The organism is Klebsiella sp. BIGb0132 (assembly GCF_024810075.1).
Classification (GTDB): domain Bacteria; phylum Pseudomonadota; class Gammaproteobacteria; order Enterobacterales; family Enterobacteriaceae; genus Klebsiella; species Klebsiella terrigena.
Map to the genome: position 1 here is coordinate 75,750 of NZ_JANUDW010000007.1, position 12,619 is coordinate 88,368.

Below are 12,619 nucleotides of genomic sequence, written 5' to 3' on the forward strand. Positions count from 1 at the left end.
CCCTGGCCTGAAATTATCGTTTTCCACTATGCAGCCAGAACGGTTCCGCGGCCAGCGCCTGGCGACGGAAATATTCAATGACGCTGCTGTCTCGATGCTCAACGGCCCGGCGAAGCTCTTTCCAGTTTTCCAGCCACGGCGATGCGGCCTCGGCGTAAGCGCCGGCTAACAGCTGAACAGTGTCGATTTCGCGCGCCAGCCGCGGGAGCTGACCTTCATATTCGTCGCCCAGCGACTGCAGGAAGGCATTTTTTAATTCTGCCGCCGCCCGCGAAAGCTGAATATCGGCAAAGCGTTTAAAAGAACCGGCAATTTTCTTCTGCCCATTCTCGTTGAGGAACTCGCGCCAGCCGCGGCTTACCAGCCATTCCGTCAGCATCAGCTTCGCGCTTACTGCGGCGATGCTGAACAGCGCCGCCTGCGCATTTTCGGCCTCTGACAGCGCCGCTTCCGCTGCGCTCAGCTGCTCGCGCAGCGCCGCGCTGGCTTTACGCGGCACGATGCCGCCAAACAGCGCCAGCGTATGGCGCAGGCGGGCAATCGCGCGCAGAATTTCGCCTTTTGCCGCCGGGTTGCCGCGGCTCAAGACTTCATCATGATAGAGCCAGTGGGCCAGGGCATTTTCCAGCGCCGCCTCCATTCCCTGCTCGACGCTGGCCTTCGCGATGGCCGGCAGGATATCCAGCGCGATCGGCGGCCGTTCGCCGTTGCCCTGGGCCAGATGATAGCCTCGCGCCGCCTTGCTCAGGCTTCCCTGACGCAGCGCGCCGGTATCCAGCAGACCTCGGGCGAGGGTCAGGAGATCGGCGGTATTGCCGGACAACAGCTCCAGCTCCAGTTCACAAATCGCTTCCTGATGCTCACCGGCCTTTACCTCGCCGCGATCGAGGGCGATCTCAATCTGGCTATCGCCTTCGCTGACCACCCATTTTTCACGTTCAAAATCAGTGCTGAAGAGCGGCTGTACGCTGTTCTCCAGCTCGGCAGGCAGCTCGCCCTGCGGCCAGACTTCCGCCGGCAGCAGGCTCAGGGCCAGCTCCGGTTTCTCCAGCGGGATGTTGTACTCCGGGCGCTGATGCAGCCCACCCACCACCCATCCGGCAATTTTCAGGGTCATTTCGTAACGACCGCGATCGCCGCGAATACGCAGCCCCATATCGTGACGGCGCAGCCAGTTATCCGCCGTTTCATAGTAAATATTGAGCAGCTGTCCTGCGGGCGTATGCTGCGCATTGAGCATATTAAGGTGCTGACGCAGTGTTTCCACACCGCTGTCGGAGACGATAAATTTTAATTCGATTTCTTGCGCCATAACTGAATTCTTCCGCTTCTGTGCTCTGCAGGGAAAATACGGCGAACTAACGCCGATATTTCTTGTCAGTAGATAATATTTTGCGGCGAATCGCCATGCAATGCGCAATTTGCCGGGCCACCTCCTGGATGTTTCCGATTGTGGCGGAAAACTTTGCGTCGCTATGGTGATGCCACTACTATCGTTCAACTTTTTATGACCAAACGATGACCTGATGCCTAAATTACGCCTGATTACGATAACTTTGCTGGCGCTTAGCGCCGCTACGGCGGTTCATGCAGAAGAAAAACGCTATGTTTCTGATGAACTGAACACCTGGGTCCGCACCGGTCCTGGCGATAATTATCGCCTCCAGGGAACCATTAATGCCGGGGAGCAGGTCTCTCTGCTGCAGACCAACGACAGCACCAACTACGCCCAGATCCGCGACGGCAACGGCCGTACCGCCTGGATCCCGCTGAAAGAGCTGAGCAACGAGCCCAGCCTGCGCACCCGCGTACCGGATCTCGAAAATCAGGTTAAGACCCTGACCGATAAGCTTAATAACATCGACACCACCTGGAACCAGCGCACTGCAGACATGCAGAAAAAGGTCGCCGGGAGCGATAACGCCATTAACGCCCTGAAAGATGAGAACCAGAAGCTGAAAAATGAGCTGGTCGTCGCGCAGAAAAAGGTCAATGCCGCCAATCTGCAGCTTGATGATAAGCAGCGCACCATCATTATGCAGTGGTTTATGTACGGCGGCGGCGTGCTGGGCGTCGGCCTGCTGCTTGGTCTGGTGCTGCCGCACCTGATCCCGAGCCGCAAGCGTAAAGATCGGTGGATGAACTAATTCGTCTTCTCTGCCAGACTTACGTATCATCCAGCGCAAAGTGGATACGGGAGAAGCAGGCGTGAAGATTTATTTGGTCGGCGGTGCCGTCCGGGATGCATTACTCGGACTACCGGTCAAAGACAGAGATTGGGTGGTGGTGGGTGCCGCGCCCTCAGAGCTGCTTGACGCGGGCTACCAGCAGGTAGGCCGCGATTTTCCCGTGTTCCTGCACCCGCAAAGCCGGGAGGAGTACGCCCTGGCGCGAACCGAGCGTAAGTCAGGCGCCGGCTACACCGGCTTCACCTGCTACGCCGCGCCCGACGTCACCCTCGAACAGGATTTGCTCCGTCGCGACCTGACGGTTAACGCCCTGGCCCAGGACTCAGACGGCCAGATTATCGACCCCTACGGCGGCCAGTCCGATCTGCGCCAGCGCCTGCTGCGCCACGTTTCCCCGGCCTTTAGCGAAGATCCGCTGCGCGTTTTGCGCGTAGCGCGCTTTGCCGCCCGCTACGCCCATCTCGGCTTTCGCATTGCGGACGACACCATGGCACTGATGCGCGCGATGGCCGACGCCGGCGAGCTGGCGCACCTGACCCCGGAGCGGGTATGGAAAGAGACCGAGAGCGCGCTGGGCACCCGCAATCCGCAGGTCTTTTTCCAGACCCTGCGCGACTGCCGCGCGCTCGGCGTGCTGTTCCCGGAAATCGAGGCGCTGTACGGCGTACCCGCGCCGGCCAAATGGCATCCGGAAATCGACACCGGCCTGCATACCCTGATGACCCTGAGCATGGCGGCCATGCTGTCGCCGGAAATCGACGTGCGTTTCGCGACCCTGTGTCACGATCTGGGCAAGGGGCTGACGCCGAAAGAGCTCTGGCCACGTCATCACGGCCACGGGCTGGCCGGCGTCAAGCTGGTCGAGCAGCTTTGCGCCCGCCTGCGCGTCCCGAATGAGATCCGCGACCTGGCGAAGCTGGTCGCCGAATTTCACGATCTGATTCATACCCTGCCGATTCTGCAGCCCAAAACCCTGGTCAAGCTGTTCGACAGCATCGACGCCTGGCGCAAGCCGCAGCGGGTGGAGAAAATTGCCCTCACCAGCGAAGCCGACGTCCGCGGCCGAACCGGCTTCGAGGCCTGCGACTATCCGCAGGGGCGCCTGCTGCTTGAAGCGTGGCATGTCGCTCAGTCGGTATCGACGAAAGAGGTGGTAGCACAAGGGTTTAAAGGGCCGGAGATTCGCGAGGAGCTGACGCGTCGGCGTATTGTGGCGATCGCGCAGTGGAAGGAAGAACGCTGCCCTCAGCCAAAAGACTGAGGGCCAGGGTCTTAGAAGAAGACCACGTAAACAACTGCCGCCACGATAAAGCGGTAGATTGCGAACGGGATAAACGAAATACGTTTAATCAGCTGCAGGAAGGTTTTAATCGCAATCAGCGCCACGATAAACGCCATAATAAAGCCGACGGCAAACATCGGAATATCGCTGGCGTTCAGGAAGCCGATGCTTTTATAAACGTCCAGCACGGTGGCGCCCATCATCATCGGTACTGCCAGCAGGAACGAGAACTCAGAGGCCGCATAGCGGCTCACGCCCATTAGCATACCGCCGGAAATGGTCGCGCCGGAGCGAGAAAAGCCCGGCCACAGCGCCAGGCACTGGAAGCAGCCAATCACGAACGCCTGACGATAGGTCATATCGTCAACGCCTACCGCGCGCGGCTCCTTCGGCTTCAGCACCTCAGCGGCAATCAGCAGCACGCCGCCGACAATCAGCGCGTACATCACGTTTATCGGATTGAACAGCGACTTAATGGTGTCGTGGAATATCAGGCCCAGCACCACCGCCGGGATCATCCCCAGCAGAATATGGATAAGCGATAAGCGACCACTGCCCTGCCCTTCATGCGCAGGTGGTTTACCGAAATGAATACCGATCAGGCCAAACAAACGACGCCAGAACATCACGACAACGGCAAGAATAGAACCTAACTGAATGACCACCTCAAATGTATTTGCAGTATCACCTTCAAACCCCAGCAGATGACCAACAATAATCATATGACCAGTACTGGAAACAGGTAAAAACTCTGTCAAACCCTCAACCACACCCAATATTGCCGCCACCAGCAGCGAGTGTATATCGCTCATCCAATAAACCCTTTAAAAGTAAAATGAAAAAACCAGGCACTACGAGCCATGCCATCAGGCGTCATTGGGGCAGCCAGCTAGGCCTCGGACGGCGCGTCAATTCCGGAGCGTACACGGAGTACGCGAGGAATTCGAGCCCCGTTCAAGGAGAAGATGGCAAATAAAATAACCTGATGACCGGCACTAAGACCTGTATAAGCCCAAATTGTTTAATCAATATGACCTGAAAAGTTTTGTTTCAGATTAAGGCCACGCTCAATGATGACGCCGACGTTGGCCGCGCGGGCAACCGCTCCCGGCTTGCTGACTTTAATCCGCACCCACGGCGAGGAAAATTTTGCCAGCAGCAGATCGGCAATCTCTTCGGCGACGCGCTCCACCAGCGCAAAGCGGCCCCCTTCAACGTGGTTGATAACCAGTTCGCTAATATCGGCATAGCTAAGGCAATCGCTCACATCATCGCTGGACGCCGCCTTGCGGTTATCCCACGCCATTTCGATATCGAACACCAGCTTCTGTTCAATGGTTTGTTCCCAGTCATAAACACCGATAGTGGTGATTACCGAAAGTTGCTCTATAAATACAATATCCATCACGACCTGCCTGCTTTTTGGCTAAACCGGATACCACTTCCGGCGAATTATGCGTATTATCCACAGATGCCAAGACATCCCCTAAATAATTTGCGTTGCAGGAAGGCGGCGGCGCAGCGAGCTTCCGGGAGCATAGCGTCACTATGTATCCGGACGCGCGAGGAGAGCCAACGCACCGGCCGCGCCAAGGATGACGGGGATAAAACGACACTTTCAAAATGGAACAGCTGATGAGTGCAATCGCGCCTGGACTCGTTATCCTTGCCTACCTCTGCGGCTCAATTTCCAGCGCCATTCTGGTTTGCCGCCTCGCCGGCCTGCCCGACCCTCGCGATAGCGGCTCGGGCAACCCCGGGGCGACCAACGTCCTGCGAATTGGCGGCAAGGGAGCGGCCGTAACGGTGCTTATTTTCGACGTGCTCAAAGGCATGCTGCCGGTCTGGGGCGCGTGGGCACTCGGTCTGACTCCTTTCTGGCTGGGCCTGGTGGCGATCGCCGCCTGCATTGGTCATATCTGGCCGGTGTTCTTTAATTTTCGCGGCGGCAAGGGCGTTGCGACCGCCTTCGGCGCCATTGCCCCCATCGGCTGGGATCTCACCGGCGTCATGGCCGGAACCTGGCTCCTGACCATTCTGCTCAGCGGCTACTCTTCGCTCGGCGCCATCGTCAGCGCGCTTATTGCGCCGTTCTACGTCTGGTGGTTCAAGCCGCAGTACACCTTTCCGGTATCGATGCTCTCCTGCCTGATCCTCCTGCGCCATCACGACAACATCCAGCGCCTGTGGCGTCGCCAGGAGACCAAAATCTGGGCCCGGCTGAAGAAGAACAGGAAAAAACCGCAGCAGAAATAACCGCCGCGCCCGGCGCCGCCGGGCACGATTTTCCCCGACAATATCTTTTGATTTCCCGCCCTGACAGCCAATCATTCCACCGCGCTACCGCTTCAAAGATAAACCTTTTGCAACAATCACTTAGTTATGTCTTATAACCAAAAATGATTTATTCGCCCGCCCGGCGATGTTTACTCTGAATCTCCTGATAAGACACAACAGAACAATAATATGACAGACGTAATCAATTCGGCGCCGATTGCAGCGGCAGGGTCACCCGACGGGGAAGTTAAATGGATACGCGGCGCGGCGGACGTTTCGCGCCTGATTAACGAGGGCAGCAGCGGGCGCAACAACGCGCGCATCGTCATGGGCATCGCGCTGGGCGGCATTTTTCTCGATGCCTACGATCTCGGCTCCCTGGCCTTTGGCCTGAAGGACATTACCCGTGAATTCAACCTGACGCCCGCCGGCACCGGCATGGTGGCCTCGGCCATCACCTTCGGCGCCATCGTCGGCGCGCTGCTGGGCGGCTATCTGACGGATAAAATCGGCCGCTACCGCGTCTTTATGGCGGATATGCTGTTCTTCGTGGTTGCCGCAATCGCCTGCGCGCTGGCGCCCAACGAATACGTCCTCACCGGCGCCCGGTTTGTTATGGGGCTCGGGGTGGGCATCGACCTGCCGGTGGCGATGGCCTTCCTGAGCGAATTTTCTAAACTCAAAGGGCCGGGCAACAAAGCCGCCAGCGTCGCCATGTGGTGCCCGACCTGGTACGCCGCCATCAGCGTTTCGTACCTGCTGGTGCTGTTTTTCTACGCCGCGCTGCCGGAAAGCCATAGCGACTGGCTGTGGCGGCTGATCCTCGGCTTCGGCGCAATCCCCGCGCTGGTGATTATCGCCATTCGCAGCCGCTATATGAGCGAGTCGCCGGTTTGGGCCGCCAATCAGGGCAACCTGCGTGAAGCGGCCTCGATTCTGCGCCAGGCGTACAACATCAACGCCCACGTGGCGCAGGACGCGCTGGATAAACCGGCGCCGATGGTGAAAAAAGCGCAGTGGAGCAACTATTTACGCCTGTTCCAGGGAGTTTACCTGCGGCGTACGACCCTGGCGACGCTGCTCTCGGTGGTCTCGTCATTCGCCTATAACGCCGTCGCCTTCGGCCTGCCGGTGATTATCTCCAGCTTCTTCGTGCAGTCGATGCTAACCACAATCCTGATCTCGCTGGCGCTGAACCTGCTCTTCGCCTTCGTCGGCGGGCTGCTGGCGGTACGGCTGGTGCCGCGCCTTGGGGCGTGGAAAATGTCGCTGGCGGGATACGGCTGCCAGCTGGCGGCACTGCTGGGGCTGGCGCTGATTGGCCGCCCGGAAGGGGCCGCCGAAGGGATCGCCGCGGTCGCCATGCTGGCGCTGTTCCTCTTCGGCCAGGGCTTTGGCCCCGGCGCGCATACCATGACCTTTGCCTCGCTGAGCTACCCAACGTCGCTGCGCGGCGTTGGCGTCGGCCTCAACCAAACCCTGATGCGCAGCAGCTCAACGCTGTCGCTGTTCCTCTTCCCGCTGCTGGTCGCGGCGCTGGATACGCGCGTCTTTTGGGTTATCGCCGCGGCGCCGCTCATTGGCCTGCTGTCGCTGCTGGCCATCCGCTGGGAACCGTCGGGCTACGATATCGACGCCGAGGATTATCAGGATAAATAGCGTTACCTCCGGGCGCTCGCGCTGAGCGCCTTTTACCCACCGCCCCTCAACCGTTCAACATGTAGCGATCCCGCCTGCGGGGGAAGGTCCAGGGATGGACCCTATCCGCAGCCGGCGGCGGTTTATGGGGATAATAAGCATAAGCTTTTCATATGATCGGGATGCTTTGCGGCCGATCAATACTCATCGCTGCTGTTTTTTCTTGAGTTTGCAGGGGCGCAACATTGCACAGCACCGTGTTACCACAGACAAAAAAAGGCTGGCAGGCTACGCTGGATCTCCGCTTTCAATCTATCGGCGATAAAACGGTCCTGACCTCTTCCCGTCACGTTGGCCCGTTAACCGTCCAGCGCCCTTTTTATCCCGAAGAAGAAACCTGCCACCTCTATTTATTGCATCCGCCGGGCGGCATCGTTGGCGGCGACGAGCTGACGATTACCGCCGCCCTCGACGACGGCAGCCACGCGCTGATGACCATGCCCGGCGCCAGCAAGTTTTACCGCAGCAGCGGCGCGCAGGCGCATCTGCACCAGCGCTTCACCGTCGCGCCGCACGCTATTCTTGAATGGCTGCCGCAGGACGCCATTTTTTTCCCCGGCGCGCGGGCTAATCTGCAGACCACCTTCCATCTTCGCGCCACCAGCACGCTTTTAGCCTGGGATCTGCTGTGCCTCGGCCGCCCGGTGATGGGCGAAACCTTTAGCCACGGCACCCTCGCGAATCGGCTGGAGGTGTGGGTTGATGAGACGCCGCTGCTGGTAGAACGCCTGCGTCTCGCCGACGGCCAGCTGGCCTGCATTGCCCAGCGGCCGTGGATAGGAACGCTGCTGTTCTATCCGGCCAACGAGACCCTGCTCGACGGCGTGCGCGAACGGCTCACCGCGCTTGCTACCTACGCCGGCGCCAGCCTGACCGACGGCCTGCTGACGGTCCGATTTTTAAGTGATGATAATTTGCTGTGCCAGCGGGCGATGCGCGATATCTGGCAGTTTATGCGCCCGCATCTGACCGGGAAACTCCCGGTTCCTCCCCGAATCTGGCTGACCTAAGAGAACGCTATGGAACTGACCCCCAGAGAGAAAGATAAGCTGCTGCTGTTTACCGCCGCGCTGGTGGCGGAGCGCCGCCTGGCCCGCGGGCTGAAGCTGAACTACCCGGAAGCGGTGGCGTTAATTAGCGCCTTTATTATGGAGGGCGCCCGCGACGGCAATAGCGTGGCGGCGCTGATGGAAGAGGGCCGCCACGTCCTGAGCCGCAGTCAGGTGATGGAGGGCGTGCCCGAAATGATCCCCGATATCCAGGTCGAAGCCACCTTCCCGGACGGCTCGAAGCTGGTCACCGTCCACAATCCGATAATCTGAGGTTTCGCGATGATCCCAGGTGAGTACCAAGTGAAGCCCGGCCAGATAGCCCTTAACGTTGGCCGCATGACCCGCAGCATAATCGTTGAAAACCACGGCGACCGGCCTATTCAGGTGGGATCGCACTATCACTTCGCCGAAGTGAATCCGGCGCTGAAGTTCGACCGCGAGCAGGCGACGGGCTATCGCCTGAATATCGCCGCCGGTACCGCGGTCCGTTTTGAACCCGGGCAAAAGCGTGAAGTGGAGCTGGTTGCCGTTGCCGGCTCCCGCGCGGTGTACGGCTTTCGCGGGGCGGTGATGGGAAAACTGGAGGCAACCGATGAGTAATATTTCACGCCAGGCCTATGCCGATATGTTTGGCCCCACCACCGGCGATAAGGTTCGCCTCGCGGATACCGAGCTGTGGATAGAGGTCGAGGACGATCTCACCACCTACGGCGAAGAGGTGAAGTTCGGCGGCGGAAAGGTGATTCGCGACGGCATGGGCCAGGGGCAAATGCTCTCAGCGGAGTGCGTCGATCTGGTGCTGACCAACGCGCTGATCGTCGATCACTGGGGGATAGTGAAAGCGGATATCGGCGTCAAAGAGGGGCGCATCTTCGCCGTTGGCAAAGCGGGCAACCCGGATATCCAGCCTGACGTCACCATCCCTATCGGCGCGGCGACGGAAATCATTGCCGCCGAAGGTAAGATAGTCACCGCCGGCGGCGTCGATACGCATATCCACTGGATCTGCCCGCAGCAGGCGGAAGAGGCGCTGGTCTCCGGCGTCACCACCATGGTCGGCGGCGGCACCGGGCCGGCGGCGGGCACCCACGCCACCACCTGCACGCCCGGGCCGTGGTATATCTCGCGGATGCTGCAGGCGGCGGATAGCCTGCCGGTCAACATCGGCCTGCTGGGTAAAGGCAACGGCTCCAACCCTGACGCGCTGCGCGAGCAGGTGGCGGCTGGCGTGATTGGCCTGAAAATCCACGAAGACTGGGGCGCGACGCCCGCGGCTATCAACTGCGCGCTGACCGTCGCCGATGAGATGGACGTTCAGGTCGCGCTGCACAGCGATACCCTCAACGAGTCCGGCTTTGTCGAAGATACCCTGGCGGCGATTGGCGGTCGTACCATCCACACCTTCCATACCGAAGGCGCCGGCGGCGGCCACGCGCCGGATATTATTACCGCCTGCGCGCACCCCAATATTCTGCCCTCTTCGACTAACCCGACGCTGCCCTACACCGTCAATACCATCGATGAGCATCTCGATATGCTGATGGTTTGCCATCACCTCGACCCGGACATCGCGGAGGACGTGGCGTTTGCCGAATCGCGCATTCGCCGCGAAACCATCGCCGCCGAGGACGTCCTGCACGATATCGGCGCCTTCTCGCTGACCTCTTCCGATTCGCAGGCCATGGGCCGCGTCGGCGAGGTGGTGCTGCGCACCTGGCAGGTCGCCCACCGCATGAAGGTCCAGCGCGGTCCGCTGGCGGAAGAGCGCGGCGACAACGACAACTTTCGCGTTAAGCGCTATATCGCGAAATACACCATAAACCCGGCGCTGACCCACGGTATCGCCCACGAGGTCGGCTCGATTGAGGCCGGCAAGATGGCGGACCTGGTGCTGTGGTCCCCGGCGTTCTTCGGCGTGAAGCCGGCGTGCGTGGTGAAGGGCGGGATGATTGCCATCGCGCCAATGGGCGATATTAACGCTTCGATTCCCACCCCGCAGCCGGTGCACTATCGGCCGATGTTCGGGGCGCTGGGCAGCGCCCGCCATCACTGCCGACTGACCTTCCTGTCGCAGGCGGCGGTAGAGAGCGGCGTGGCGCAGCGCCTCAATCTGCACAGCGCCACGGCCACGGTGAAGGGCTGCCGAACGCTGCAGAAGGCCGACATGATCCATAACGGCCTGCAGCCCAATATTACCGTTGATGCGCAAACCTATGAGGTGCGTATTGACGGGGAGCTAATCACCAGCGAACCGGCAGAAGTGCTGCCGATGGCGCAACGTTACTTTCTGTTTTAAGGAGTCCGGATGCTGTATCTGACCCAACGCGTGGATGCGCCGGTGCAGGCAACGGCCAGCGTCACGCTGCCGATTGATGTGCGGGTAAAAAGCCGAATCAAAGTCACCCTTAACGACGGGCGCGAAGCGGGCCTGCTGCTGCCGCGCGGCCTGCTGCTGCGGGGCGGTGACGTGCTGAGCAATGAAGAGGGCAGCGAGTTCGTCGCGGTCGTTGCCGCCGATGAGGGCGTCTCCGTCGTGCGCTGCGAGGATCCGTTTACGCTGGCGAAAGCCTGCTATCACCTCGGCAACCGCCACGTTCCGCTGCAGATTATGCCCGGCGAGCTGCGCTACCACCACGACCACGTGCTGGACGATATGCTGCGCCAGTTCGGCCTGCAGGTGAGCTTCGCCCACCTGCCGTTCGAACCGGAAGCCGGCGCCTACGCCAGCGAGAGCCACGGGCACGCCCACGGTCATCATCACGATAGCGGCCACGACCACCATCACGGGCACGGTCACTAAATGCCGTCGCCGGAAAAACGCCTGCGGCTGATGCAGCTGGCCAGCAGCAACCTGCCGGTCGGCGGCTATAGCTGGTCGCAGGGGTTGGAGTGGGCGGTAGAAGCGGGCTGGGTGGCCGATACTCCGGCCTTCGAGCGCTGGCAGCTGCAGCAGATGGAGCAGAGCTTTTTTACCGTCGACCTGCCGCTGTTCGCCCGCCTCTATCGCGCCTGCGAAGATAACAACCTGGCCGAGGCTCAGCGCTGGGCGGCGTACCTGCTCGCCTGCAGAGAAACCCGCGAGCTGCGCGAAGAGGAGCGTAATCGCGGGGCGGCGTTCACCCGACTGCTTGCCGACTGGCAGCCGGAGTGTCCCAAAGAGTGGCGGACGCTGTGCCAGCAAAGCCAGCTGGCCGGCATGGCCTGGCTTGGCGTGCGCTGGCAAATTAGCCTCCCCGACATGGCGCTAAGCCTCGGCTACAGCTGGATTGAGGGCGCGGTGATGGCCGGCGTTAAGCTGGTGCCCTTTGGGCAACAGGCGGCGCAGCAGCTGATCATCCGCCTGTGCGATCGCTATGCAGCGGATATGGCCAGCGCGCTTGCCGCCCCTGACGAGGCGATCGGCTCCTCCACGCCGCTGACCGCCATCGCCTCCGCCCGACATGAAACGCAGTATTCCCGACTATTCCGTTCTTAGGAGAAAGCATGAACAACTACAAACATCCGCTGCGCGTGGGCGTCGGCGGCCCGGTCGGTTCCGGGAAAACCGCGCTGCTGGAAGCGCTGTGTAAAGCCATGCGTAATACGTATCAGCTGGCCGTCGTCACCAACGATATCTACACCAAAGAAGATCAGCGCATCCTCACCGAAGCCGGCGCGCTGGAGCCGGAACGGATCGTCGGCGTCGAAACCGGCGGCTGCCCGCACACCGCCATCCGCGAAGACGCGTCGATGAACCTGGCGGCGGTGGAAGCGCTGAGCGAAAAGTTCGGTAACCTCGAGCTTATCTTCGTCGAAAGCGGCGGCGATAACCTTAGCGCAACCTTTAGCCCTGAGCTGGCGGATCTGACCATCTACGTTATCGATGTGGCGGAAGGGGAGAAAATCCCGCGTAAAGGCGGCCCGGGGATCACCAAATCGGACTTCCTGGTGATCAACAAAACCGACCTTGCACCGTATGTGGGCGCCTCGTTGGAAGTGATGGAGCGCGACACCATGCGGATGCGCGGCGAGCGTCCGTGGGCCTTTACTAACCTGAAAAGCGGCGACGGCCTGCAGAGCATCATTGACTTCCTCGAAGACAAAGGCATGCTGCGCCGCTAGGCCGTGCACCATCCGGACGC

General features: G+C 60.5%; 14 protein-coding genes and 1 pseudogene. 11 read left to right on the forward strand and 4 right to left on the reverse strand.

All coding sequences use genetic code 11. From position 1 onward, the window contains the following. Window positions 1-13 precede the first annotated feature (13 nt). Window positions 14-1,312 carry a CYTH domain-containing protein gene (locus M2416_RS18605; protein ID WP_259226295.1) on the reverse strand — a complete coding sequence of 433 codons (1,299 nt, stop codon included), beginning with the start codon at window positions 1,310-1,312 and terminating at the stop codon, window positions 14-16. Window positions 1,313-1,526: 214 nt separating this feature from the next. On the opposite strand from M2416_RS18605, the gene M2416_RS18610 reads away from it, so the two are divergent. Both M2416_RS18610 and M2416_RS18615 read left to right on the forward strand, forming a co-directional pair. Continuing rightward, entirely contained in the window at window positions 1,527-2,147 is a 621-nt protein-coding gene (locus tag M2416_RS18610) for a TIGR04211 family SH3 domain-containing protein (protein WP_041147288.1), read from the forward strand. 61 nt (window positions 2,148-2,208) lie between these two features. Next, entirely contained in the window at window positions 2,209-3,450 is a 1,242-nt protein-coding gene (locus M2416_RS18615; RefSeq protein ID WP_259226296.1) for a multifunctional CCA addition/repair protein, read from the forward strand. 11 nt (window positions 3,451-3,461) lie between these two features. Here the strand turns inward: M2416_RS18615 and bacA are convergent, their stop codons facing one another. Continuing rightward, a complete protein-coding gene (bacA, locus tag M2416_RS18620) occupies window positions 3,462-4,283 on the reverse strand; it encodes an undecaprenyl-diphosphate phosphatase (RefSeq protein ID WP_045856829.1) in 822 nt (273 codons plus the stop codon). A 209-nt stretch (window positions 4,284-4,492) separates the two neighbouring features. Beyond that, entirely contained in the window at window positions 4,493-4,876 is a 384-nt protein-coding gene (gene folB / locus M2416_RS18625) for a bifunctional dihydroneopterin aldolase/7,8-dihydroneopterin epimerase (protein WP_076946616.1), read from the reverse strand. Between the two features lie 230 nt (window positions 4,877-5,106). Between folB and plsY the strand changes: the two genes are divergently transcribed. Together plsY and M2416_RS18635 are read left to right on the forward strand one after the other, a co-directional pair. Then, complete coding sequence (gene plsY, locus M2416_RS18630; RefSeq protein ID WP_041147754.1) at window positions 5,107-5,727, forward strand: glycerol-3-phosphate 1-O-acyltransferase PlsY; 621 nt, start codon at window positions 5,107-5,109, stop codon at window positions 5,725-5,727. A 210-nt stretch (window positions 5,728-5,937) separates the two neighbouring features. After that, complete coding sequence (locus tag M2416_RS18635; protein ID WP_259226298.1) at window positions 5,938-7,407, forward strand: MFS transporter; 1,470 nt, start codon at window positions 5,938-5,940, stop codon at window positions 7,405-7,407. Between the two features lie 151 nt (window positions 7,408-7,558). Here M2416_RS18635 and M2416_RS18640 read toward each other — a convergent pair. Further along, window positions 7,559-7,642, reverse strand: a pseudogene (locus M2416_RS18640) (short-chain dehydrogenase); the annotation flags it as partial. On the opposite strand from M2416_RS18640, the gene M2416_RS18645 reads away from it, so the two are divergent. Genes M2416_RS18645 through ureG form a run of 7 tightly spaced genes read left to right on the forward strand, consistent with a single transcriptional unit; the run spans window position 7,632 to window position 12,599 of the window. Next, complete coding sequence (locus M2416_RS18645) at window positions 7,632-8,456, forward strand: urease accessory protein UreD (protein WP_135183947.1); 825 nt, start codon at window positions 7,632-7,634, stop codon at window positions 8,454-8,456. The pseudogene M2416_RS18640 and the gene M2416_RS18645 overlap by 11 nt on opposite strands. Window positions 8,457-8,465: 9 nt before the next feature. Continuing rightward, window positions 8,466-8,768: an urease subunit gamma gene (locus M2416_RS18650; protein ID WP_041147294.1), complete on the forward strand. Its 303-nt coding sequence runs from the start codon at window positions 8,466-8,468 to the stop codon at window positions 8,766-8,768. Window positions 8,769-8,777: 9 nt separating this feature from the next. Further along, entirely contained in the window at window positions 8,778-9,098 is a 321-nt protein-coding gene (locus tag M2416_RS18655; protein ID WP_041147295.1) for an urease subunit beta, read from the forward strand. Beyond that, window positions 9,091-10,794 (forward strand): urease subunit alpha, encoded by a 1,704-nt coding sequence (gene ureC / locus M2416_RS18660; RefSeq protein WP_041147296.1) that lies wholly within the window; start codon window positions 9,091-9,093, stop codon window positions 10,792-10,794. The genes M2416_RS18655 and ureC overlap by 8 nt, the downstream gene beginning before the upstream one ends. 9 nt (window positions 10,795-10,803) lie before the next feature. Then, window positions 10,804-11,298: an urease accessory protein UreE gene (ureE, locus tag M2416_RS18665; protein ID WP_041147297.1), complete on the forward strand. Its 495-nt coding sequence runs from the start codon at window positions 10,804-10,806 to the stop codon at window positions 11,296-11,298. Continuing rightward, the gene (locus tag M2416_RS18670; RefSeq protein WP_076946613.1) at window positions 11,299-11,973 is read left to right on the forward strand and encodes an urease accessory protein UreF; all 675 of its coding nucleotides are present in this window, start codon (window positions 11,299-11,301) and stop codon (window positions 11,971-11,973) included. Window positions 11,974-11,981: 8 nt separating this feature from the next. Then, window positions 11,982-12,599 (forward strand): urease accessory protein UreG, encoded by a 618-nt coding sequence (gene ureG / locus M2416_RS18675; RefSeq protein WP_041147299.1) that lies wholly within the window; start codon window positions 11,982-11,984, stop codon window positions 12,597-12,599. Window positions 12,600-12,619 lie beyond the last annotated feature (20 nt).